This window comes from Catenulispora sp. EB89 (genome assembly GCF_041261445.1).
GTDB lineage: Bacteria > Actinomycetota > Actinomycetes > Streptomycetales > Catenulisporaceae > Catenulispora.
Genome location: NZ_JBGCCU010000025.1, coordinates 89,346 through 112,474 on the forward strand (window position 1 = coordinate 89,346; position 23,129 = coordinate 112,474).

At 70.9% G+C, this 23,129-nt stretch carries 23 protein-coding genes; 9 read left to right on the forward strand and 14 right to left on the reverse strand.

The window, feature by feature from the left end; genetic code table 11:
- Window positions 1-5: 5 nt before the first annotated feature.
- Window positions 6-545, forward strand: a complete 540-nt coding sequence (locus ABH920_RS38595) for a helix-turn-helix domain-containing protein (RefSeq protein WP_370354251.1) — start codon at window positions 6-8, stop codon at window positions 543-545.
- 113 nt (window positions 546-658) lie between these two features.
- Here ABH920_RS38595 and ABH920_RS38600 read toward each other — a convergent pair whose 3' ends face one another.
- Window positions 659-2,089: a hypothetical protein gene (locus ABH920_RS38600; RefSeq protein WP_370354252.1), complete on the reverse strand. Its 1,431-nt coding sequence runs from the start codon at window positions 2,087-2,089 to the stop codon at window positions 659-661.
- Between the two features lie 131 nt (window positions 2,090-2,220).
- Window positions 2,221-3,996 (reverse strand): biotin carboxylase N-terminal domain-containing protein, encoded by a 1,776-nt coding sequence (locus ABH920_RS38605; RefSeq protein WP_370354253.1) that lies wholly within the window; start codon window positions 3,994-3,996, stop codon window positions 2,221-2,223.
- Window positions 3,997-4,291: 295 nt separating this feature from the next.
- Here ABH920_RS38605 and ABH920_RS38610 point away from each other — a divergent pair, with 295 nt between their 5' ends.
- On the forward strand, window positions 4,292-5,056 hold the full coding sequence (locus ABH920_RS38610) for a rhomboid family intramembrane serine protease (protein WP_370354254.1): 765 nt from the start codon (window positions 4,292-4,294) through the stop codon (window positions 5,054-5,056).
- A 60-nt stretch (window positions 5,057-5,116) separates the two neighbouring features.
- Window positions 5,117-6,415, forward strand: coding sequence for a hypothetical protein (locus ABH920_RS38615; RefSeq protein WP_370354255.1), 1,299 nt, complete (start codon window positions 5,117-5,119; stop codon window positions 6,413-6,415).
- A 6-nt stretch (window positions 6,416-6,421) separates the two neighbouring features.
- On the opposite strand, the gene ABH920_RS38620 is transcribed toward ABH920_RS38615, so the two are convergent.
- The 3 genes from ABH920_RS38620 to ABH920_RS38630 form a co-directional block, all read right to left on the reverse strand.
- A complete protein-coding gene (locus tag ABH920_RS38620) occupies window positions 6,422-6,979 on the reverse strand; it encodes an isochorismatase family protein (protein ID WP_370354256.1) in 558 nt (185 codons plus the stop codon).
- A 57-nt stretch (window positions 6,980-7,036) separates the two neighbouring features.
- A complete protein-coding gene (locus tag ABH920_RS38625) occupies window positions 7,037-8,308 on the reverse strand; it encodes a cytochrome P450 (RefSeq protein ID WP_370354257.1) in 1,272 nt (423 codons plus the stop codon).
- Between the two features lie 121 nt (window positions 8,309-8,429).
- The gene (locus ABH920_RS38630; protein WP_370354258.1) at window positions 8,430-9,539 is read right to left on the reverse strand and encodes a GGDEF domain-containing protein; all 1,110 of its coding nucleotides are present in this window, start codon (window positions 9,537-9,539) and stop codon (window positions 8,430-8,432) included.
- Between the two features lie 124 nt (window positions 9,540-9,663).
- On the opposite strand from ABH920_RS38630, the gene ABH920_RS38635 reads away from it, so the two are divergent.
- Window positions 9,664-9,852 (forward strand): hypothetical protein, encoded by a 189-nt coding sequence (locus tag ABH920_RS38635; protein ID WP_370354259.1) that lies wholly within the window; start codon window positions 9,664-9,666, stop codon window positions 9,850-9,852.
- Window positions 9,853-9,913: 61 nt separating this feature from the next.
- On the opposite strand, the gene ABH920_RS38640 is transcribed toward ABH920_RS38635, so the two are convergent.
- The 5 genes from ABH920_RS38640 to ABH920_RS38660 form a co-directional block, all read right to left on the reverse strand.
- Window positions 9,914-10,828 carry a hydroxymethylglutaryl-CoA lyase gene (locus ABH920_RS38640; RefSeq protein WP_370354260.1) on the reverse strand — a complete coding sequence of 305 codons (915 nt, stop codon included), beginning with the start codon at window positions 10,826-10,828 and terminating at the stop codon, window positions 9,914-9,916.
- 95 nt (window positions 10,829-10,923) lie between these two features.
- The gene (locus tag ABH920_RS38645) at window positions 10,924-12,231 is read right to left on the reverse strand and encodes an adenylate/guanylate cyclase domain-containing protein (protein ID WP_370354261.1); all 1,308 of its coding nucleotides are present in this window, start codon (window positions 12,229-12,231) and stop codon (window positions 10,924-10,926) included.
- A 54-nt stretch (window positions 12,232-12,285) separates the two neighbouring features.
- Complete coding sequence (locus ABH920_RS38650; protein ID WP_370354262.1) at window positions 12,286-12,828, reverse strand: PH domain-containing protein; 543 nt, start codon at window positions 12,826-12,828, stop codon at window positions 12,286-12,288.
- A 122-nt stretch (window positions 12,829-12,950) separates the two neighbouring features.
- Entirely contained in the window at window positions 12,951-13,874 is a 924-nt protein-coding gene (locus tag ABH920_RS38655) for a biotin--[acetyl-CoA-carboxylase] ligase (protein WP_370354263.1), read from the reverse strand.
- Window positions 13,871-15,076 carry an RNA-guided endonuclease InsQ/TnpB family protein gene (locus ABH920_RS38660; RefSeq protein ID WP_370354264.1) on the reverse strand — a complete coding sequence of 402 codons (1,206 nt, stop codon included), beginning with the start codon at window positions 15,074-15,076 and terminating at the stop codon, window positions 13,871-13,873. The genes ABH920_RS38655 and ABH920_RS38660 overlap by 4 nt, the downstream gene beginning before the upstream one ends.
- Window positions 15,077-15,237: 161 nt before the next feature.
- On the opposite strand from ABH920_RS38660, the gene ABH920_RS38665 reads away from it, so the two are divergent.
- The 3 genes from ABH920_RS38665 to ABH920_RS38675 all read left to right on the forward strand — a co-directional run bounded on the left by ABH920_RS38665 (window position 15,238) and on the right by ABH920_RS38675 (window position 18,388).
- Entirely contained in the window at window positions 15,238-16,830 is a 1,593-nt protein-coding gene (locus ABH920_RS38665; RefSeq protein ID WP_370354265.1) for an acyl-CoA carboxylase subunit beta, read from the forward strand.
- A complete protein-coding gene (locus ABH920_RS38670) occupies window positions 16,827-17,087 on the forward strand; it encodes an acyl-CoA carboxylase epsilon subunit (protein ID WP_370354266.1) in 261 nt (86 codons plus the stop codon). Before ABH920_RS38665 ends, ABH920_RS38670 begins: the two co-directional genes overlap by 4 nt.
- 179 nt (window positions 17,088-17,266) lie before the next feature.
- A complete protein-coding gene (locus ABH920_RS38675) occupies window positions 17,267-18,388 on the forward strand; it encodes a hypothetical protein (RefSeq protein WP_370354267.1) in 1,122 nt (373 codons plus the stop codon).
- A gap of 88 nt (window positions 18,389-18,476) precedes the next feature.
- On the opposite strand, the gene ABH920_RS38680 is transcribed toward ABH920_RS38675, so the two are convergent.
- Together ABH920_RS38680 and ABH920_RS38685 are read right to left on the reverse strand one after the other, a co-directional pair.
- Window positions 18,477-19,115 (reverse strand): nucleoside triphosphate pyrophosphatase, encoded by a 639-nt coding sequence (locus tag ABH920_RS38680; protein ID WP_370354268.1) that lies wholly within the window; start codon window positions 19,113-19,115, stop codon window positions 18,477-18,479.
- 44 nt (window positions 19,116-19,159) lie between these two features.
- The gene (locus ABH920_RS38685; protein WP_370354269.1) at window positions 19,160-19,654 is read right to left on the reverse strand and encodes a hypothetical protein; all 495 of its coding nucleotides are present in this window, start codon (window positions 19,652-19,654) and stop codon (window positions 19,160-19,162) included.
- Between the two features lie 179 nt (window positions 19,655-19,833).
- On the opposite strand from ABH920_RS38685, the gene ABH920_RS38690 reads away from it, so the two are divergent.
- The gene (locus ABH920_RS38690; RefSeq protein ID WP_370354270.1) at window positions 19,834-20,745 is read left to right on the forward strand and encodes a polysaccharide deacetylase family protein; all 912 of its coding nucleotides are present in this window, start codon (window positions 19,834-19,836) and stop codon (window positions 20,743-20,745) included.
- On the opposite strand, the gene ABH920_RS38695 is transcribed toward ABH920_RS38690, so the two are convergent.
- Window positions 20,720-20,983, reverse strand: coding sequence for a hypothetical protein (locus ABH920_RS38695; protein WP_370354271.1), 264 nt, complete (start codon window positions 20,981-20,983; stop codon window positions 20,720-20,722). The two genes, ABH920_RS38690 and ABH920_RS38695, sit on opposite strands and share 26 nt — an antisense overlap.
- Here ABH920_RS38695 and ABH920_RS38700 point away from each other — a divergent pair.
- Window positions 20,982-22,133, forward strand: a complete 1,152-nt coding sequence (locus tag ABH920_RS38700) for a hypothetical protein (protein ID WP_370354272.1) — start codon at window positions 20,982-20,984, stop codon at window positions 22,131-22,133. The two genes, ABH920_RS38695 and ABH920_RS38700, sit on opposite strands and share 2 nt — an antisense overlap.
- 9 nt (window positions 22,134-22,142) lie before the next feature.
- On the opposite strand, the gene fdhD is transcribed toward ABH920_RS38700, so the two are convergent.
- Window positions 22,143-23,042: a formate dehydrogenase accessory sulfurtransferase FdhD gene (fdhD, locus tag ABH920_RS38705; protein ID WP_370354273.1), complete on the reverse strand. Its 900-nt coding sequence runs from the start codon at window positions 23,040-23,042 to the stop codon at window positions 22,143-22,145.
- Window positions 23,043-23,129: the final 87 nt, after the last annotated feature.

Genomic DNA, 23,129 nt, shown 5'->3' on the forward strand with positions numbered 1-23,129 from the left:
GCGACATGCGGGCGGACATCCTCGACGCGGCGCGACAGCTGTTCGGGACCAAGGGCTACACGGTCACGTCGATCGCAGATCTCGCAGACGCGCTGGGCGTCACCAAAGGCGCGCTCTACTACCACTTCAAATCCAAGGAGGCCATCCTCTCCGCCCTGGTCGCGGAGCCGGCAGCCGAGATCGCGGCCATCGCCGAAGACGCCGCCGGCCGGACACCGCAGGAGTTGCTCACCGCTCTGATCGACCTACAGGCCAAACATCCGGCCGCCTACATGGCGTTGCAGTCCGGGGACGCTTCCGTGCTGCAGGAGCACTCCCAACGCCACGACTTCGTCGGGAAGACGGAGCTGATCATCCTGGCCGTGGCGGGCCGAGACCCATCTCCCGTTCGTGTCATCCGCGCCCGGATGGCCGTCGCCGCCGTCAAGGAAGGCACGATGGCCGCACTCGTGGCAGGACAAGGCGAACTCGCCGACGACATGCGGGTGGAGCTGCTGGAAGCCGCCATGGCAACCCTCGATGCGGGCGGCCAGGCCGCCGACTGAGGCCGGCGGCACGGCGAGCACGCACTCCGGCTGCCGGTGACACCCGGCTACCCGGCCACCCGGCTACCCGACCACAAGGCGGTTTCACGGAATCTGGGCCAGAGCCCCTGCGGTCACCAATCCCCGCCGCCGCCACCGCCCCAGTCCGAGCCGCCGCCGCCGGAGTCGCCGCCTCCGCCGCCCCAGTCGCTGCCGCCCCAGTCCGAGGAGCCGCCGGAGTCGCCCCAGCTGGAGCCGCCGCTGTCGCCTCCGCCGCCGGAGCCGCCGTCGCCCCAGCCGCCTCCGCCGCCGTTGTCGTAGTAGTTGTTCTCGACGTAGGTGTCGTGGCCGCCGAACATCGAGCCCATCACCGTGCCGATCATCAGCGCGGGCAGTACCGAGCCGCCGAAGTAGCCGCCGGCCCAGGGCGCGTAGGCCGGTCCTGCGTTGTAGTACGGCTGCGGTCCGTACGCCGTCTCCACCTGCCGCACCTGCGGCTCCTGTCCGGTGTCCACGCGCGTCATGTCCGCGGCGCACGCCGGTACGGGACGCGGCGCGCCGCCCGGGGGTGCCCACGTCACCTCGCCCACCGACGGGCCGTGGCGCGGGTCGAAGAAGCACGGCGGGCGCCGCGTCGGCAGCGGTGCTCCCGTGCGCCGGGCGTCCAGGGTGGCCAGCGCGAAGCGGCCCTCGTCCAGCGCCTCGGTGACGTTCTTCATGTCCTCCGGGCGCTGCGCCGCCGCGGCCGCCTTCTTCGCCGCCTCGTACTGATCCAGGGCCTTGCTGTAGTCGGCGCGCATCTCGTCGGTCGCGGCCGGGTCGCCGGGGGAGAAGTCCAGCCGGTCCAGCACCTCGCCGTAGGCGGTGATGTCCTCGTCGACCGCGCGCTTCAAGCCGTCCAGCTCGACCGCCCGCCGCTGGTTCGCCCGCCGCTTCTTGCGGCCGGCGACCGCCAGATACGTGCCGCCGGCGATGACCACCAGCACCACGATGAGGATGAGCGCGCCCGCTCCGGACTTGGAAGAAGAAGACGACTTCCCGCCGGAGGTCGCGCGGCCGTCAGTGCTCACCGCGGAGTCGACGGAGGACACGAACGTCGTCAGCACCGTGTCCAGATTCCCGCCGCTGCCCTTGGCCGCCGCGACCGCCAGGCCGTTGGCCTGCCCGGTGTGCAGCGAGCCGGAGAAGTCCAGCGCCTGGAAGCTGTGGCCGACGCTCGCGGCGTAGACGCCCGACAGGCCGACCTTGTTCCGCAACTGTTGAAGCAGCGTGCCCTGATGGAACGTGGGGTTGTCCGGCAGGATCGCGATGAACACCGCGGTCCCGGAGTGCATCCCGTGGATCTGCGACACCACGGAGTCGATCTGCGCCGAGCTCAGCTGGACCGGCGCGCCCGGATCCACATAGACCGGCTTGTCCTTGAGCGCCGAAGCGACCGAGCCGATCGTCGAGTCGGCGGCACGTGCTGAGCCGCCGCTCCAGAAGAAGACTGAGAGCAGAAGAGCGAAGCCCGCAAGGAGGACGGCGGACGTCCTCCTTCCCCGGCGGGCAAGAAGGTGATCCATTCCCCGAGGCTAGCCGATCGCCACGGCGAAGGCCCGCCGCACGCGATCGCGTACGACGGGCCCACCGGCCACGCCGGCGTTCAGTCCTTGACCAGGCTCAGCCGTGGCGCCGCCTCAGCCGTGGACCCGCCTTAGTCCTTGATCTCGCAGAGCACCGTGCCGGCCGTGACCGTCGCCCCGACCTCGGCCGCGATCGACGTCACCGTCCCGGCCTTGTGCGCGTTGATCGGCTGCTCCATCTTCATCGCCTCCAGCACCACGATCAGGTCCCCGGCCGCGACTTCCTGGCCGGCCTCGACCGCGACCTTGACGATCGTGCCCTGCATCGGCGCGGTCAGCGCGTCGCCGGAGACCGCCGCGCCGCCCTTGGCGCCGCCGCCCCGCTTCGGCGCCGCCTTGCCGCCGGCGCGCCCGCCGGCCCCGCCACCGCCGCCGGTGGCCGACACCCCGAGCTCGGCTGGCAGCGTCACCTCCAGGCGCTTGCCGCCGACCTCGACGACGACCGTCGTGCGCTCGCCGGCCTCCGCGGCCTCGCCCGGCGTCCCGGCGTACGCCGGGATCGTGTTGTCGAACTCCGTCTCGATCCACCGGGTGTGGACGTGGAACGGGCCCTCCTCCGGGGTGAAGGCCGGGTCGTCCATCACCGCGACGTGGAACGGCAGCGCGGTCGGCATGCCGTCGATCTCGAACTCGGCCAGCGCCCGGCGCGCGCGCTCCACGGCCTGCTTGCGGTCCCGGCCCGAGACGATCAGCTTGGCCAGCAGCGAGTCGAAGTTCTGGCCGATCTCCGCGCCCTGCTCGATGCCGGAGTCCAGGCGCACGCCCGGACCCGACGGCGGCCGCCAGGTGGTGACCACGCCGGGGGCCGGCAGGAAGTTGCGGCCCGGGTCCTCGCCGTTGATCCGGAACTCGAACGAGTGACCGCGGACCTCCGGGTCGCCGTAGCCCAGCTCCTCGCCGTCGGCGATCCGGAACATCTCGCGGACCAGGTCCAGGCCGGTGACCTCCTCGCTGACCGGGTGCTCGACCTGCAGGCGGGTGTTCACCTCCAGGAAGGAGATGGTGCCGTCCTGGCCGACCAGGAACTCGCACGTGCCCGCGCCGTAGTAGCCGGCCTCCTTCAGGATCGCCTTCGAGGCCCGGTACAGCTCCGCGATCTGCTCCTCGCTGAGGTACGGCGCCGGGGCCTCCTCGACCAGCTTCTGGTGCCGGCGCTGCAGCGAGCAGTCGCGGGTGGACACCACCACGACGTTGCCGTGCTGGTCGGCCAGGCACTGGGTCTCCACGTGCCGCGGCCGGTCCAGGTAGCGCTCGACGAAGCACTCGCCGCGGCCGAAGGCGGTGACCGCCTCGCGCACCGCCGACTCGTACAGCTCGGGGATCTCCTCCAGCGTCCGGGCGACCTTCAGGCCGCGGCCGCCGCCGCCGAACGCCGCCTTGATCGCCACCGGCAGGCCGTGCTCGCGGGCGAAGGCCACCACCTCGTCGGCGCCGGTCACCGGGTCCGGGGTGCCGGCCACCAGCGGGGCGCCGGCGCGCTGCGCGATGTGCCGGGCCGAGACCTTGTCGCCGAGCGAGCTGATCGCCGCCGGCGGCGGGCCGATCCAGGTCAGGCCGGCGTCGATGACCGCCTGCGCGAACTCGGCGTTCTCCGACAGGAAGCCGTAGCCGGGGTGCACCGCGTCCGCGCCGGAGTCGGCGGCGGCCTTCAGCAGCTTGGCGATGACCAGGTACGAGTCGCCGGGGGTGGAGCCGCCCAGGGCGTACGCCTCATCGGCGACCCGGACGTGCAGCGCGTCCCGGTCCGGGTCGGCGTAGACCGCGACGGAGCCGATACCGGCGTCCCGGCACGCCCGGGCGACCCGGACCGCGATCTCGCCACGATTGGCGATCAGAACCTTGCGCACGGGCAATCCCTTTCCTCGGGCCCATGCCCTGCCCCCGGTGTACAGGTCCGAAGGACCTATACCGCGGGTGGGGTAGGGACAGTCGTTTCGCAGTTTAGGGCCGTCTGCGTGAACCGGCCGCACGATGCGGACGTGGTTCGCGCCACTTCGGTGGGCCCCCGGGACCACTCGCGAGGGCCGTATGCGCCTTTCGACGTCTCTTTTCTCCCTCTCAAGGTGGATGCGTCCTCGGACAGCGACCGCTACGCTTTTCCTGGACTAACGCGATACAACGCGAAGACACTTGGGGGACCGGATGGACGGGCCAGCGGACGGCCGCAGCGCCGAGGAAGTGCTGTACGAGGCGCGCAAAGCGCTGTACGTCATGGTTGGCTTCATCGCCCTCATCTGGGCGGTGCAGGTGGTGAACTGGGCGACCAACTACCGGCTGTCCACCCACTTCGGCATCATCCCGCGCAACGTCGGCCACCTCGGCGACATCGTCTCCTCGCCCTTCCTGCACTACAGCTGGCAGCACATCGAGAGCAACAGCGGTCCGCTGTTCGTCTTCGGTTTCCTGGCGGCCTATCGGGGAGTCCGCAAGTTCCTGATGGTGACCCTGATCATCACGCTCAGCAGTGGCCTGATGGTCTGGTTCGCGCAGGGCAACTCGAACACCGTCGGCGCCTCCGGCCTGGTCTACGGCTACTTCACCTACGTCATCGTGAAGGGCCTGTTCGACCGGCACCTGGTCGACGTGCTGATCGGCTGCGTCATGGCCCTGTCCTACGCCTACCTGCTCACCGCCGCGCTGCCCGGCGTGCCGCACGTGTCCTGGCTCGGCCACCTCGGCGGGGCGATCGGCGGCGTGCTGGCCGGCTGGCTGCTGCGCGAGCGCGGCGCGGCGGCGCTGGCGGGGCGCGGCGGGGGCGGCGAGACGCTGGGCGACGGCGGCCTGTCGGACACCAAGGTCCTGCCCGAACCGGCCAAGAGCGGTGGCCGGAAATCGGCCAAGGGCGGTAGTCTCCCGGGCAGCCCGCGGTCGGACCTCTTGAAGGAGCTCGACGATCTCGGGTTGTGATTCCCGAGAGGCGTGGGTGGGGTGCGGATACAACGCGGAGCACGGTCTGTCGTCGCGGGCATGGCGGGGGCCTGCCTGGTCACGGCGGCGGTAGGGATACTCGCCGCGGAGCCGGCCCAGGCCGCCCGGGCGTCGGCGAACCTGACGCTGGGCCCGAACAGCGGCGCCCCCAACTCGCAGTTCACGGCCAGCTTCCACATGAACGCGCGCAACGGCCCGGCGGGCTGCCTCGGCGGCTCGGTCACGTTCAACTTCGATGCCGTGCCCGCCGGCTCCGGCGCACTGGACCAGACCTGCACCGCCACCGCGGTGATCACCGTCCCGCCGACCGCCAACGCCGGCCCGCACACGGTCATGGCGGCCGCTAGCGGCGCGGCGCAGAGCGCGTCGGCGAACGCGACCTTCACGGTCACCGCCGGGCAGCCCACCCCGCCGTCCACGACCGGCGGGCCGACCACCCCGACCACGCCCGCGACCCCCACGTCGACGGCGCCACCCTCGTGGTCGAACTCGACGACGCCCTACCCGGGCTGGACCGCGCCGCCGTTCGCCAGCCAGGTGGTCCCGACGTCGGTAGGGAACTGCGACACCCAGAGCCAGCACGCGACGGCGGCCGGCAAGGGCTTCCTGCAGATACCCGCGTACTCGGTCGGCGCGCATCCGCCGAACAACGGCTCCACCGTGATCACCGAGCCGGCGGCCGGCTCGCTGCCGATCGTGTCGGTCGGCCCGAACGGCATGATCCCGCCGCAGCTGGGAGACGGCCGGCACCCGTATCAGAACCTGGAGTTGCTGGAGTCGATCGACGCGAACGTGTCGCCGAAGCTGCGGCTGGCCGCGGCGGCCGGGGAACCGTTCGGCTGCCTGCACGTGGAGTCGTTCGGCGGACCGGGCAGCGGATACGGATACCTCTCGTACGCGCTCAAGGACGCGACGGTGATCAGCGTCCAGGACGCGAACCCCGACGGCTCGCTGTTCCAGACCGCCGAGCCGACCGTCGCCCCGCCGACGACGCCGGCCGCCCCGGCCTCCGGCGCCAAGGACAAGAAGGGCAAGGCACCCGCCTCGTCGCCGGCTCCGCCCCCGGCTCCCACGGCGAAGTTCGAGCGGGTCGTGCTCGGCTACTCGTCGCTGTCCTGGGAGTACCAGGAGGCGGCCGGCGGGGCGCAGGCGCCGATCCACCGCGGGGCCGGCACCATCGTCCCCGCGCCGCCGTCCGCGCCGCTGTCCTACTCGAACCTGGTGTTCGCCTTCGGCGGTCTGGTCGCGGCCGCGGTCGCGTTGATGTTCGCGTACCACTCGCGGCGGCGGGACCTGGCGCGGCGGCTGCGGCGTCGGCGCGCCACGCACGCTTCGTAGGGCGCGTCAGCCCTGATCGAAGCTGAGGTCGGCGGCGGTCACGGTGCCGGCGGTCCGGCCCGGCGCCTCGTGGTACTGCCAGTACAGGTTCGTGTGCGCGATGACCGCGTCCGGAGCCGGGGCGCCGTAGGCCGTGCTGTCCTCGGTGGTGTGGGCGTCGCTCACCAGGAGGGCGTCGTAGCCGCGGGTGATGGCGCCGTGCAGCGTCGAGCGGATGCAGGCGTCGGTCTGCGCGCCGGTCACCACGAGGCTGCCGACCTTGAGGCCGGCCAGGACCGACTCCAGGTCGGTCTCCTCGAACGAGTCGCCCCAGTGCTTCTGCACCTGCGGCTCGTCCGCACGCGGGTCGAGTTCCGGGACGATCTTCCACGGCTCCGAGCCGGCCTCCCGGTTCTCCCCGATGTCCTGGATCCAGACCACCGGGACGCCCGCGGTGCGCGCCTTGCCGACGACCGTGTCGATGTTGGCTACGACGGCGTCGCGCTCGTGGTTGCCGGCGACGACGCCGTTCTGGACGTCGATGACCAGCACGGCCTTGTTCGGCCGGTTTTCGAGTGTGCTCATGACAGCAAACTAGCCGGGGCGGCCGACAAGCGCTCCTCTATTTGATCGCGTCCGATCTCATCCGATCTCGTAGCGGAGCCGCTTGATCCCGTTGATGAAGCTCGACGTCAGCCGGTCCGGCTCGCCGACGCTGCGGATGGTCGGCGCCCTGGTGAACAGCTCCCGCAGCAGTGCGGTCATCTCGGTCCGGGCCAGGTGCGCACCGAGGCAGAAGTGCGGGCCCGGGCCGCCGAAGCTGACGTGCGGGTTGGGGGAGCGGGTGATGTCGAAGCGGTCGGGGTCGGCGAAGACGTCCGGGTCGCGGTTGGCGGCGTTGTAGAAGAGCAGGACTTTGTCGCCCTTCTTCAGCGGCGTGCCGTTCAGGTCGTGGTCCTGGGTCAGGGTGCGGCGGAACTGCGTGACCGGGGTCGCGTAGCGCAGGATCTCGTCGAGGGCGCCGACGATGTGGCCGTCGAAGTCGCTCCGCAGCAGCTCCATCTGGTCCGGGTGGTCGGTGAAGAGCTTCAGGCCGTGCGACAGCGCGGTGCGCGTGGTCTCGTTCCCGGCCACCACCAGCAGGATGAAGAACGAGCCGAACTCCTGGTCGGTGAGGGCTTCGCCGTCGAGGTCGGCGTTCACCAGCCGGGAGGTCAGGTCGTCGGTGGGGCGCCGGCGGCGCTCGTGGCCCAGGGCCGCGGCCAGCCGGTGGAGCTGACGGCCGGAGCGGATCAGACGGTAGAGCGCCAGCGGGCCGACCAGCTTGGTGCGCAGCGGGCCCGCGTCCTCCGGGACGCCGGTGTACTCCTCGTCGCTGCCGGCCAGGATGCGGTTGGTGTGCGCGAGGATCATCGCGTGCTGCCGCTCGGGGATGCCCATCATGTCGCAGATGACCTGCATCGGCAGGCGCGCGGCGGCCTCGGCGACGAAATCGCCGGTGCGGTGGGCCATGAGGTCGTCGACGATACGGCTCGAGGTGCTCTCGATGTTCGCTTTCAGGCCGTTGACCAGCTTCGGGGTGAAGGCGCGGGAGACGATGCGGCGGAGCCGGGCGTGCCGGGGGTCGTCCATGTTGATCATCGAGCCGAAGTAGCCCGCCAGGTAGCGCGGCATGTCCGGGATGCTGTTCGACGTCGGCTCGCTGCTGAACAGCTCCGGGTGGCGGCTGGCCGCGACGACGTCGGCGTGGCGGGTGAGGGCGTAGTAGCCGGCGCCGGGCTTGATGAGGGGGAAGCGGGGCTCGGCGAACAGCGGGGCCACGGGGCGCGCGCGGAGCTCGGCGAAGGCGGCCATGCGCTGGTCGTAGGGCAGGGACCAGAAGGCGTTGTCGGACAGGTCGATGTCGGTGGCCATGGGTTTCAGCTTGACATCGAGGCCTGATACGTCAAGTGGGTCGCGGGGCGTGGGGTTGAGGGTCTGTGGGCCGTGGGAAGGGGCCGCGGATCGCGGATCGCCTCGCGGAACGCCTCGCGGGTCAGCGGCCGCGGCGTATTCGGCGGCGGTCGCGGGAGGCCGCGGAGCCGTCGGCAGCCGCCTCCTCGACTCGGATGAGGTGCCGCGTGGTGGCGGCGACCGGGCGCTGGATGCCCTCGTGCTTGGCCTCGTACTGCGCGGCGTCCGCGAGCCGGAAGAGGGTGTCCCGGCTGGCGACCGTGCCGGCCGGGCCGTCGGTGGCGGCGTAGCCGACCGCGGCCCCGGAGATGCCCTCCAGCTTGGCGGCGCGGCCGGCCAGGTCCTCGGCCAGCTGGGTCACCGTCGACCAGGGCTGGCCGACCACCAGGACGCAGAACTCGTCGCCGCCTATGCGGGCCGCCAGGGCGCCGTTGACGGTGCCGGCGACCGCCGAGAGGTGCCCGGCCAGCTGCTCCAGGACGGCGTCCCCGGTGTCGTGGCCGGAGGTGTCGTTGACCTGCTTGAGGCCGTTCACGTCGCAGATGATCAGGGCCACCGGCAGCCCGGTGAGGCGGTGCAGCTCCATCGCCTCGTCCAGGCCGACCTCGATGGCCCGCCGGTTGGCCAGGCCGGTCAGCTCGTCGGTGTAGGCCAGCCGCTCCAGGTACTCCTGCCGGTCGGCCTGCGCCAGGCCGGCGCTGACCAGGGCCGCGAGCGTGGCGGCGAAGTCCAGGTCGGCGTCGGTGTAGGGCTCCTGGTCGGCGGTGCGGGCCGCGTAGAGCTCGCCCCAGACCTGCCCGGCGAAGAAGATCGGCGAGATCAGCGCGCTGTGGCGCTCGCGGAGTCGCAGCGAGGCGGTGCGCCGGGGGTCGGCGTCGGCGTCGTCGCTGCGCAGGGTCCACGGCCGCGGGTACTCCTCGCTGACGATGCGCGGGAAGTCCGACGGCGCGTACCACTCCTCCTCCGGGAACCGCTCCTCGAACGGCAGCAGCTCCCCGTGGTTGATCAGCACGCGCAGCTGGCCGGTGGCGCGCACGTACTCCGACAGCGACACGACCCGCGCGTCCAGCGCCTTGCGGGACTCCTCGGCGACGACGGTGATGACCTCGCTGAACCCGTGGACCCGCGCCAGGGCGCGGGCCAGGTCGGTGAGCGCACGCAGGCGGATCGAGGCTTGATCTGTATTAGACATGGCCGCGTTGTCCGCCGTACGAAATCACGGGACCACGCTAGGTGATGTCCTCCGGCTGTGCCACTTCACCCGTCCGGGCGATGGTCCACGAGATCGACGCCCGGTGTCGGTACCGTGGCCCGACGTGACCGGAGCCCAGCACCCCACCTCCTCGGCCGGCGACGGCCTGGCCGCCGCCCGCGCCCGGGCCGCCGAGTTGGGCGTGTCCGTGTCCGAATACGTGCGCGACCAGCTGCGCCGCACGCGCGGCGAGGAGGCGTGGGAGCGGGCCTTGGCGCAGGCGGGGGAGGCGGCTCCGCCTAAGCGGGAGTAGCGAGCGGGTACCTGCGCGCCTCGGCTCAGCTCTGTTGCGCCCGGCTCAGCTCCGGCTCAGCTCAGCTCTGCGCCAGCCGCGTCCGCGGTCCGGCCCGCAGCACCTGCGAGGGCAGCGTCCGGCCGACGGCGCGCTCGGCGTAGGCCGCCGTGTCCAGCAGCGCGTCCAGGTCCACGCCGGTGTCGATGCCCATGTCCTCGACCATGTGCACCAGCTCCTCGGTGGCGATGTTGCCGGAGGCGCCGGGGGCGTAGGGGCAGCCGCCGAGGCCGCCGACCGAGGCGTCGAAGTCGGTGACGCCGAGCTGCAGCGCGGCCAGGACGTTCGCCAGGCCGGTGCCGCGGGTGTTGTGGAAGTGCAGGTTCAGCGGCTTGTCCGCGTGTGCCGAGCGGGTCTCGCCGATCAGCCGGGTGACACGGGTCGGGGTGGCCATGCCGGTGGTGTCGCCGAAGGACAGGGAGTCGGCGCCGTGCGCGACCGCCGTGTCGACCACCCAGAGCACGCGCTCGGTGGGGACCTCGCCCTCGTACGGGCAGCCCCAGGCGGTGGAGACGATGACCTGGACCGTGGCGCCCCGGCCGTGCGCCAGGTCCATGATCGCGGCGATGTCGTCGAGGGATTCGGCGGTGCTGCGGTTCAGGTTCTTCTTGTTGTGCGTGTCCGAGGCGGAGACGACCACTTCGATCTCGTTGAAGCCGGCGTCCAGGGCCCGCTCGGCGCCCTTGAGGTTCGGCACCAGCGCCGAGTAGCGGATACCGTCGGCCCGGGTCATCTGCGCGGCGACCTCGGCGGCGTCGGCCATCTGCGGGATCGCGCGGGGGTGCACGAACGACACCGCCTCGATGCGGGAGACGCCGGTGTGGGAGAGCCGGTCGATCAGTTCGATCTTGGTTTCGGTGGAGACCGGGTCCTCGTTCTGCAGGCCGTCGCGCGGCCCCACTTCCCGGAGCGACAACGCTGTCGGCATATCGGTCATGCATATGACGCTAGCAGCGGTGTCTCAAAGTCTGGAATGTGAGGGCTGTCACCTTGGGGCGACCGGCTTGCGCTGAGCTGGCACTCAGCTGGCGCTCAGCCCCCGGTCAGCGCCGTCAGCGCGATCTCGCCGAGCCCGCGCACCATCCGCGTCCCGACCGGCTCCAGCGCGAACGAGGCGTCGTCGGCCAGCGCGTCGGCCAGCTCCGGGTCCACCACGATCTGGTCCGGCTCGGCCAGCGACGTCAGCCGTGCCGCCAGGTTGACCGTGGTCCCGTAGATGTCGCCGTTGCGCTGCACGACGTGCCCGTACGCCACGCCGATCCGCAGCTCGGGCACCGCCTCGGTGCGCCGCATCGAGGCCAGCAGGTCCAGCGCGATCCGCGCGGCCCGGGCCGGGGAGTCGGCGGCGAACATGATCTCGTCGCCCAGGGTCTTGATCAGCCGGCCGCCGCCGTAGGCCACGGTGTCGGCGGCGTTGGCCTCGAACACCGACACCAGCCGGGCCAGCTCCTCCTCGGTCAGCTGGCGCGAGAGCCGGGTGAAGGAGACCAGGTCGGCGAACCCGACGGCCTGCAGGCCCTCGGCGTGCTCCTGGAGCTGCTGCCGGACCCGGCCGGCGGCCGCGGCGAGCTGCCGGCGCCAGACGTAGACCAGCAGCTCCTCCAGCTCCGGCAGGACCCGGCGGCCGATCCGGTAGCCGAACTCGGCCATCTCCTCCGAGCCCACGCCGGCCGTGTCGAAGGCATCGAACAGCACGTCGACCTGCCATTCGGCGAGCCGCGCCGTGGTCTGTCCCATGGAGCGCGCGACCTGGACCGCGAAGTCCTCGGTGAACAGCCCGCTGCGCGGCATGCCGCCGAGCCGGAGCAGGGCGTCGACGTCGGCGTCGGTGAAGGCGCGGGCCTGGCCGACGTCGGCGAAGCCCATCGCGCGCCAGTAGCGGCGGGCCTCGTCGTAGGGGATGCCCGCGGCTTTGCAGACCTCGTAGGCGGTGTGCCGGGGGACGCCGCCGAGCAGGAGGGCTTCGAGCTCGTCGCCGTTGGCGGCCTTGCGCTTGGCGGCGCTGGAGGTGCCGGGGGTGGCGGGAGTGCCGGAGGCGCCGTTGGCTCCGCCGGCGGTGCCGTTCCGGGCGACTCCGGAGCCGCTGGCGGCGCCGGGACCGGCCACGCCGCCGATACCGCCGACGCCTCCGATGCCGCCCACGCCGGCGGCGCTGGCGGCGCCTCCGACGGCGCGGGAGCCGGAGGTCCGGGCAGCCCCGGCCGAGTCAGCCGAGTCAGCCGAGTCGGCCGAGCCAGCCGAATTGGCTGACCCAGCCGGCTCGCCCTCGGCCCGGCGCGCCCGGCCGCCGTTCTTCCCGGCCGCGTCGTGGCCACCGTCCCCCGGCACCCTGCGCGCCATCGTGTTCCGCAGCTCCTGCCCTGGTCGCCGTCGAATCGCCTGCGTCTGCTACTTCTACTTCTTCTTGCCGTGCTGCTCTTCGGGCTCGGCCAGCGCGGCCGTCCCGTCGGTGCCGACGTTGCTGATCAGGTTGGTCAGCTCACGCTGCGTGGACTCCACGTGCGGGATGTCCTCCAGCTGCTCCTGGCCGTGCTCGCCGGCCGACTCCACCACCAGCGTGCCACAGCCCAGGATGCGGTCCAGCAGGCCGTTGTGCTTGAACGACACGTCGTTGATCTTCACCAGGGGCATGTCGCGGCCCTCGCGGTGGATGAAGCCCTCGCGGATGATCAGACGCTTGTTCGTGACGATGTAGTTCTTGTTCAGCCAGATGACCCAGGGCCGGACCGTGAACACGATGATGTCGATCAGCGCCAGCGCGCCGACCCCGATCGCTGCGACCTTCTGCGTGCTGCCGCTGGTCAGCCCGGCCGCGGCGCCGAACACGGCGACCGCGACGACCAGGTTCAGCACCGGGAGGATCAGCGCCTTCCAGTGCGGACGCAGCGCGAGGTCGATCTGCTCGCCGGGCGCCAGAAGGTGCTTGGGGTAACCCATTGCCGTCACTACTCCCTCAACTCCGCGCCTCCCCCCTGTGAGGAAGCGAAGGTGTCCTGTCGCCACGCATACTTGCAGACAATAGGAGCGCTTGGCAGTTACTTGCCGGTGACAGGGTCTTGTCACCTGAGATGAACGACATCCCCGGCCCCGAACGCGCGCTCCCCGTCGGCGTTCCGCACCAGCAGCCGGCCGTCGCCGTCGAGCCCCACAGCCTCCCCGACCACGGGCTCCCCGCCGGGCAGCTCCACCCGCACCCGCCGCCCGAAAGTCGCGCACGAAGCGGCGTAGGCGGAGAGCAGCCCCGAGGCCATCGGGTCGCCCCCGGTGACGCTCCAGTCCGTGTACCAGCGCTCGAGCTCGCGCAGGATCGCGCGCAGCAGCGTGTCGCGATCGGCGGCCTTGGCGTTCTCCAGCAGCAGCGAGGTCGCGTGCGGCGCCGGCAGCTCATCGCGGCGCAACGAGACGTTGAGGCCGAGCCCCACGACCGCGGCCGCGCCACCCGGAGTCTCGACGCGCTCGACGAGGATGCCGCCGAGCTTTCGGGCGGCGCCGTAGGCGGTGTCCTTACTACTGTCGGTTTCATTGGGGGCGTCGGATCCATCGGGACCATCGTCGTCATCCACCACGATCAGATCGTTCGGCCACTTCAACCGCACCGGAACATCACTGACCGCGTCCACAGCCGTCCGCACCGCGGTCCCAGCCAGCAACGGCAACCACCCCCACCGCGTCGGAGGCACATCATCCGGCCGGAGCAACACCGACAGGAACAACCCCGACCGCGCCGGCGCCGTCCACGTCCGCCCCAACCGCCCCCGCCCGGCACTCTGCGCCTCGGCGACGAGGACGTACCCCTCCGCCTTCCCAGCCCGCGCCGCCTCGGCCACGTCCGCGTTGGTGGACCCGGTCTCCCGCACCACTTCGACGCGCCTCCACAGGCCGCCGGGGCGGACGACCGCCTTGTTCACTGCCAGCTCGCGCAGGGGTGGGCGGTCCAAATCATCGTAAGGCGATTGACGTCCGTCATCCTCTGCGCCGGTCATGTCAGAACTCCTTCGCTTCGGTCGGTTCCTGCTTCATCGACGGCTGCCGGAACGCGTTCCGGTCTTACGCCCTCTCCACAGGCGTTTAGCCTCTCCCGGCGTCCCAGGGCGAGGATGTTGCGGGCAGCGTTCACATCACGATCATGACGCATTCCGCACGACGGGCAGTCCCATTCGCGGATACGGAGCGTTATGCGCTCGACGCGAGTGCCACAGCACGAGCAGGTCTTCGTGGTCGGTGCGAACCGGTCGATCTTGGTGAACTCACGGCCGTACAACGCTGCCTTGTACTCCAGCATGTCCACGAACTGGGTCCAGCCGGCGTCATGGATCGATTTCGCCAGCCTGGTCCGCCCGAGAGCCGCCACGGCCAAGTCCTCCACGAACACCGCTTGGTTTTCGCGGATGACGCGGGTGGACTCTTGGTGATGCCAGTCGCGGCGCCTGTCGGCGACCTTTGCGTGCTGTCGCGCCAGCTTCAGTCTGGCCTTCTGCCGGTTCGCAGAGCCTTTCTCCTTACGAGACAACTCTCGGTGTAGGCGTTTGAGCTTTCGCTGTGCCCGCCGGAGGAACCGCGGAGTCGCGATCTTGTCTCCGGCAGATGTCACGCCGAAATGGGTGAGGCCCAGGTCGATGCCACATTCGACGTCGGTACGGGGCAACGGTTGTTCCGCGACCTCGACCACGAACGACGCCCAGTAGCGATGGGCCGCATCGCGCACGACCGTCACAGATGATGGCTCGGCGGGTAGCTTCCTTGACCAAACGACCTCGATGTTGCCAACTTTGGCGACGTAGAGCTTGCCATTGTTCCGAATGGTGAAGCCGTTCGACGTCAGCCGAATTGCCTGTCGTGCGTCACGTTTGGACTTGAAGCGCGGAAGGCCGACCGCCGGTCCGCGCCGCTCGGCCCGCCCTGACGCGAAATACGCTCGGTATGCGCAGTTCAGGTCGCGGAGCGACTGGACCAAGACGACTGATGACACCTCAGACAGCCAGGCTCTTTCCGGTGTCCGCTTAGCCAGCGTGGTCACGCGCTTCTGGAGCTCACCGTCGTCGATGAACCCCTGCCCCGCCGCGAACGCCTCCTGTCGCAGCCGTAGGCCGTCGTTGTACACGACCCGCGCACACCCGAATGCCCGGGCAAGCGCATCGCGCTGCAGGGCGTCCGGATACAGGCGGTACCTGTAGCGCAACAACATGTGACCGATGTTATGGATGTCCGGCGCGCCCGCGCCGAACACACGCGCGACGACAACCCGAACGAGTGATCGACTACCGACTCGCAGGCGACCCGTGCGTGTGGACAGAATCACGGTCCGCCGCCCAAGGCATCGTGCCTGATACGCATTACAGTGACCACGTGACCGACGCCGAAGCCCCCTCAAACGACGCACCCCACACCACGGCGGGCAAGCTCGCGGAACTCCGATCCCGCCTCGACACGGCGATCCACGCCGGCAACGAGCGTGCGGTGGAGAAGCAGCACGCCAAGGGGAGGATGACGGCCCGCGAGCGGATCGAGTATCTGCTCGACGACGGCTCCTTCATGGAACTGGACGAGCTGGCGGTGCACCGCTCGGCGCGCTTCGGGATGGAGCGGAACCGGCCGTACACCGATGGTGTGGTCACCGGGTTCGGGACCGTGGACGGCCGGCAGGTGTGCGTGTTCTCGCAGGACGTCACGCTCTTCGGCGGGGCGCTCGGCGAGGTCTACGGCGAGAAGATCGTCAAGGTGCTGGACCTGGCGCTCAAGCTCGGGTGCCCGATCGTGGGGATCAATGAGGGCGGCGGCGCGCGGATCCAGGAGGGTGTCGTCTCGCTCGGGCTCTACGGCGAGATCTTCCGGCGCAATGTGCTGGCCTCCGGTGTCATCCCGCAGATCTCGCTGATCATGGGTGCGGCGGCCGGCGGGCACGTCTACTCCCCGGCGCTGACCGACTTCGTGGTGATGGTCGACCAGACCTCGCAGATGTTCATCACCGGCCCCGACGTCATCAAGACCGTCACCGGCGAGGACGTCTCGATGGAGGACCTCGGCGGTGCCCGGACGCACAACACCAAGTCCGGCAACGCGCACTACATGGGCGCCGACGAGAAGGACGCCATCGACTACGTCAAGGGCCTGCTGTCCTTCCTGCCGAGCAACAACCTCGAGGACGCCCCCGAGTACGACGTCGCCGCCGACCTGGAGATCACGGCCGAGGACCGGGAGTTGGACACGCTGGTGCCGGACTCGGCGAACCAGCCCTACGACATCCACCGGGTCATCGAGCACGTGCTGGACGACGCCGACTTCCTGGAAGTCCAGTCCCTGTTCGCGCCGAACATCGTCGTCGGCTTCGGCCGGGTCGAGGGCCGTACCGTCGGCATCGTCGCCAACCAGCCGATGCAGCTGGCCGGCTGCCTGGACATCGACGCCTCCGAGAAGGCCGCGCGCTTCGTCCGCACCTGCGACGCCTTCAACGTCCCGGTCCTCACCTTCGTCGACGTCCCGGGCTTCCTCCCGGGCACCGACCAGGAGTGGAACGGCATCATCCGCCGCGGCGCGAAGCTGATCTACGCCTACGCCGAGGCCACGGTGCCGCTGCTGACCATCATCACCCGCAAGGCCTTCGGCGGCGCCTACGACGTCATGGGCAGCAAGCACCTCGGCGCCGACCTGAACGTCGCCTGGCCCACCGCGCAGATCGCGGTGATGGGCGCGCAGGGCGCGGTGAACATCCTGTACCGCAAGGAGCTGGCGGCGGCCGAGGACCCCGCCGCCGAGCGTGCGCGGCTCATCCAGGAGTACGAGGACGAGCTCCTGAACCCCTACGACGCGGCCGAGCGCGGCTACGTCGACTCGGTGATCGAGCCGTCGCAGACCCGCACCTACGTGGTCAAGGCGTTGCGCGCACTGCGTTCCAAGCGCGAGACGCTGCCGCCGAAGAAGCACGGGAACATCCCGCTGTGAGCGGCGCGGAGCAGGGTGGCGGAGTGCGGGCCGTACCCGAAGTCAAAGTCCTGCACGGCAATCCCACGGCCGAGGAAGTCGCCGTGGTGGTCGCCGTCGTCGCCGCGGCCGTCGCCGGTGCGGCGTCACGATCGAGTAACGACGGCAGCGGAGCCCGTCCGCGCAGCGGTTGGATGGCGCGGGAGCGGAACGTGCGCGCGCCGTTGCACCCCGGTCCCGGCGGATGGCGCGCCTCGGCGTTCCCTCAAGCACGCTGAGTGAGACGTCTGGCATCCCTGCGGCATACACCCCAGGGAGTAGTCGGGGAAGATCACGTCATCTGTAGGGGGATTCCCAGATTCCGCCTTAAGTCTCATCCGGTCCGTCGGGACCGGCGAGTACAGTTGACAGTGTTAGAAGAAAAGTTGTAGCTCCGCAAAGTGGGGGGTACCCAGCAATGCCAACGACGACGTCCATATCCACAAAGCGCCGCTCGATCCGCGCGCTGACGATGACGATCGCTGTCGGCGCCGTCGCCGGGCTCTCGCTGTCCGCGTGCTCCTCCTCGGGGAGCACCGACAGCGCGAATACCACCGGCAAGACGCCCACTGAGGCGCTGGCTGCCGCGGTGCACAACATCTCCAACGGCAACGCCGAGTCCTTCCAGCTCTCGCTGAAGCCGGACGACGCGATGATCGCGGCCCTGAACAAGGACAGCAGCGACCCGCAGTCCGCGGCGATCGCCAAGAGCCTGTTCGGCAACGGCGGCATCGTCGTGAAGTTCACGGCCAGCTCCGACAAGCCGCTGAAGGACCTCAAGACCGGCGAGAGCCCGAACGTCGAGTTCGACCTGACCGCCGGCGGCACCGACCTGGTCGACGTGCGCAGCGTGGGCGGGGCGCTGTACGCGAAGCTCAACGTGCCGCAGTTCCTGCAGCTGTCCGGCAAGTCCGCGTCCTCGCTGAACAGCCAGCTCGGCCAGGTGCCGCCGGACTTCCAGGCGCCGCTGCAGGCCCTGATGGCCGGCAAGTGGATCGGCGTCAGCGCCTCGGACCTGAAGGGTCTGGAGCAGATGCTGCAGAGCTTCGGCGGGAGTGCCGGCGACCTCGGCTCCACGCCGACCTCCTCCTCCAGCGGCCCCGGCTCCCAGATGCTGTCCGGCCTGGAGACCGCGCTGATGAAGGCCCTGACCCAGGACGCCAACGTCACCGACAAGGGCAGCGGCCACTACGCGGTCAGCGGCAAGGTCAAGGTCATCGGCCAGGACGTGCTGCAGGCGATCGGCCCGGTGCTGAACACCGTGCCCGGCAAGTCGAAGACCGACATCGACAAGCTGCGCGAGGGCCTGAACAACGTGCCGGACAGTGAGAACGTCACGTTCGACATCTGGGTCAAGAGCGGGCAGATCAGCGAGCTGCAGGTGGACCTCGCGCAGTTCCTGCCGGCGGCCAAGACCGGCGGCGGCCACCTGCCGGTGGACGCGAAGTTCACGCAGAGCGCGAGCAGCGTCAGCGCGCCGAGCGACGTGACGAACGTCGACGTGCAGAAGCTGCTGTCCTCGTTCGGCAGCGGCCTGTAAGTCTGGGCGGTTTGTTGCGTAGGCCGGCCTGAGCAAGCATCGACGGCGGGGAGTCCTGACGGGCTCCCCGCCGTCGTGTCGTCTCATTTCATTCCGCCGCGGCGTCGGCGCTCCAGTAAGCGGTGTAGTTCAGCCCCAGATCGGCCATCAGCTTGCGCAGCAACGGCTTCGACAGCCCGATCACGTTCGAGTGGTCGCCCTCGATCCGGTCCACGAAGGCGCCGCCGAGCCCGTCGATGGTGAACGCCCCGGCCACCCGCTCCGGTTCGCCGGTGGCGACGTAGGCCATGATCTCCTCGTCGCTGGGCTCCCCGAAGTGCACGACGGTCGCGGCGACCTCGCCGGTCTCCTTGCCGGTCGCGCGGTCGACCAGCCAGTGCCCGGTGAGCAGGACGCCGGAGCGGCCGCGCATCGCGTACCAGCGGGCCACCGCCTCCTCCGGGGTGTCCGGCTTGCCGAGCGGACGGCCCTCGAACTCCAGGACCGAGTCGCAGCCGACGACCAGGGCGCCGTCGGTCTCCGGGAGCGCGGCGACGGCGCGGGTCTTGGCCTGGGCCAGCGCGAGGGCGACCGCGCGGGGGGTGGCGTCCGGGCCGAGGGCTTCCTCGACGGCGTCCTCGTCCACGCCGCTGACCAGGACGCGGGGATCGAAGCCGGCGTTGCGCAGCAGCGTCAGCCGGGCGGGGGAGGCGGAGGCCAGGACGATCGGAGGCGGGGTTGTGGACATGCCCCGACTCTAACCGGGCCGCCGGGAACAGCTCCGGGGCGCCGTCAGGCGGTGGTCGGCGCGCCGTTGCCGGGCCGCGGGCCGGGGCTGCTGCCACCGGCCGGCGGTGCGGGCTCGACCGGGCCGGGCTCGGGCTTGGGCGCGGCCGGCGTCACCATCGCCACCGCGAGCGCGCCGGCCAGCAGCAGGAACACGCCGCCGAGGATGAACAGCTGGGTCCAGCCGGTCAGGCCGGTGACGACTATCGTCACGAACAGCTGCAGCGCCGCTATGGCCATCATCAGGCCCTGCATGAAGTTGTTCAGCACCATGCCGAACGCGGACAGGACCAGGACGATCGCGCCCAGCATCAGCGCCGCGAACAGTCCCAGGTTCAGGCCGATGGCCACCAGCTTGAGCAGGCCGGGCCCGGCCGGGCCGAACTTCACGCCGTTGCCGAAGGAGACGAAGCCGTAGAAGCCGGCGGCCACGATCAGCGTCCCCAGCGCCTCGGCGGCCAGCGCCAAGGCTCCGGCGAGGATCAGTATCTTGCGTCCCACGGCTGCGGCTCCCGATCCCGATGACGGAGTATTGGACGGTTCGTTGAAAACTACTCGCCGGTAGCGGTCGGTACAAGAGGGTTGATGACTCCCGATCGGGTGAAACGCCGGTCGCACTTAAGGCGGCACGCGGACCAAACACCGGAAAACGGACGGTGGCGGACCTAGGATCTTGCGGCGTGAAGGCACCGGACCGACGTACCGCGCTGCGGGCGGGATTGGCCGTGTTGGGCTCGGCCGCGTCGGCGGGCCTGGCGGCGTGCTCGGACGGGAAGGGCGCCGGGGCGGCCGGACCGGCCGCGGACGCCGCGCGCGGGTCGGGCGGCTCGAGCGGCTCGACCGGCGTGACCGGCTCGACCAGCACCACCGGCTCGGCTGGCACGGTCGGCTCGGCCACAGGCACCGGCGCCAGCGGCTCGTCCGGCGCGGCCCAGCCCGGAGCCACCGCCGGGAGCTCCGCGTCCCCGGCCTCCCCCTCCAGCCGGACCCAGGCCCTCGCCGAGGTCGACCACGCCGCGTCCGGCCGTCCGCAGGTCGCCCTGACCTTCCACGGCGACGGCGACCCCCAGCTGGCCCAGGCCCTGCTCAAGGAGGCCGAGGCCGGCCAGGCCCGGCTCACCGTGCTGGCCGTCGGCCGCTGGCTCGGCGCGCATCCGGAGATGGCCCGGCGGGTCCTGGACGGCGGCCACGAGCTGGGCAACCACACCGAGAACCACGTCGACGTCTCGCGGCTGTCGCCGGCCGCGGCCTTCGCAGAGATCGAGCAGTGCGCCGCGCGCCTGCAGAAGCTGACCGGCTCGCCGGGCATCTGGTTCCGGCCTTCACAGACCCAGCACGCCAACCCCATGCTGATCGAGCAGGCGCGCAAGGCCGGCTATCGCACGGTGCTGTCCTACGACGTGGACCCGCTGGACTACGAGGACCCCTCGGCCGCGCAGATCACCGAGCGGCTGCTGGCGGCGGTGCACCCGGGAGCCGTGGTGTCGATGCACCTGGGGCACCAGCACACGGTGGCGGCACTGCCGGCCGTGCTCGCCGGGCTGAAGTCCCGCGGCCTGGCCGCCGTCACCGCATCGGAGCTGTTCTCGTGACGCGCAGTGCGCACGGCCGCCGTTCCCAGCCGCCGCAGTCGTCTCGATCGCCGCGTTCGTCGAGGCCGTCGCGCCCGTCGCAGCCCACCATCCGGATGCGCCGGGCGGCGGCGACGCTGATCGCGACCGGGGTGATCGGCGCCGGCGTGTGGTTCGCCACCGATCGCGCTGTGTGGAACGACAACGGCAGCCCGGCCGCGAAGGGTTCCAGTTCCGGATCCGGCTCCGGTTCGGGCATGACCGGCATGACCGGGATGGATTCGAGCGCAGGACCGGGCCCGGCTTCCGCTCAGAACGCCGCCGGCGCGTCGGCCGCCACCCCCGCCGGGACACCGCGCAGCGCCGGGACGATGCTGCCCGCCGCGCTGCCCGGGATGCCCGCCTACGACCCCGCCGACCTGTACTCCTTCGACCGCCCGGGCATGGTGTCGCCGGTGATCGCGGCGGCGCTGCCCCGGGTCTACGTCCCGAACAGCGAGAGCGACACCGTCACGGTGATCGACCCGTCGGACTACCACATCATCGAGACGATGAAGGTGGGCCACGAGCCGCAGCACGTGGTCCCGTCCTGGGACCTGAAGACCCTGTGGGTGAACAACGACCTGGGCAACAGCCTGACCCCGATCGACCCCTTCACGGGCAAGGCGGGGGCGCCGATCCCGGTCCACGACCCCTACAACCTGTACTTCACGCCGGACGGGGCGTCCGCGGTCGTGATGGCCAGCAAGGACATGCAGCTGGTCTTCCGCGACCCGCACACCATGGCCGTGCAGAAGGTCCTGCCGGTCCCGTGCGAGGGCGTGAACCACGCGGACTTCTCGCCCGACGGCTCGTACTTCATCGTGTCCTGCGAGTTCTCCGGCCAGCTGCTGAAGGTGGACACCAAGAACCGCGCCATCCTCGGCGTCCTGGACCTGCCGCAGAAGGGCTCGATGCCGCAGGACGTGAAGATCTCCCCGGACGGCAAGGTCTTCTACATCGCGGACATGGTCGCCAACGGCCTGTGGACCGTGGACGGCGACGCGTTCAAGCTGACCGGCCTGATCCCCACCGGCAAGGGCGCCCACGGCCTGTACGTCTCCCGCGACTCGACGACGATGTACGTCTCCAACCGCGGCGAGGGCAGCATCACCCTGCTGGACTTCGCCACCGGCAAGCCCCGCGCCAAGTGGCAGCTGCCCGACGGCGGCTCACCCGACATAGGAGGCGTCTCGGCGGACGGCAAGGTGCTGTGGCTGTCCGGCCGCTACAACGCCGAGGTCTACGCCATCTCCACGACGGACGGCCGGCTGCTGGCGCGCATTCACGTGGGCCGCGGGCCGCACGGGCTCGCGGTGTATCCGCAGCCGGGGCGGTATTCGCTCGGGCACACCGGGGTGTTTCGGTAGCGGCGCACCTCAGCCGATAATCCGCTCCGCCCCGCAGTAGACGTTCGCCGTCCGCCCCCGCAGGAACCCGACCAGCGTCAGCCCCGACTCCGCCGCCAGGCTCACCGCCAGCGACGACGGCGCCGACACCGCGGCCAGCACCGGGATCCCGCCGGCCACCGCCTTCTGCACCAGCTCGAACGAGGCCCGGCCGCTCACCGCCAGCACGTGCTCGCGCAGCGGCAGCCGGCCGGCGCGCAGCGCCCAGCCGAGGACCTTGTCGACCGCGTTGTGGCGGCCGACGTCCTCGCGCAGGCACACCAGCTCGCCGTCGGCGGTGAACAGGGCCGCCGCGTGGAGCCCGCCGGTCTTGGCGAAGATCTTCTGGGCCTCGCGCATTCGGTCCGGCAGCGTGAACAGGGTCGTGGCCGGGATCTTCACGTCGTCGTGCGCGACCGGCCAGCGCACCGCCGCGTGCACGGCGTCGATCGACGTCTTCCCGCACACCCCGCAGGCGCTGGTCACGTACGACGACCGGCGCAGCCGCTCCTCGGGCAGCTCCACGCCGGGGGCCAGGGTCACGTCCACGATGTTCAGCGGGTCGCCGTCGGCGAACGCCAGCGACGCCTCGCCGTCGACGTACGCCGTGGAGGAACAGCCGTTGTCGGCCGAGCAGAACTTCATGCGGACCACGTCGTCCGGCGCGGCCAGCACGCCCTCGGCCGTCAGGTGCCCGGCCACCAGGTCGAAGTCGTCGCCGGGGGTCCGCATGGTCACCGTGAACGGCCGTCCGCCGATGCGCATCTCCAGCGGCTCCTCGGCGGCCAGGTGCTCCTCGCCGCCGCGGCGGCGGACCGGACCGGCCGTACCGTCGGCGTTCTCGGTGCCGTCCAGCCGCACCACACGCCGTCGTGCCGTCACCCTACTCACGGGCCTCACCCACACTCGTCCCCAAGCCTTAGGATCCCAGGTTGCCCCGGTAATAGGCAAGTGATTTTCCACCACTGACATTCCCGC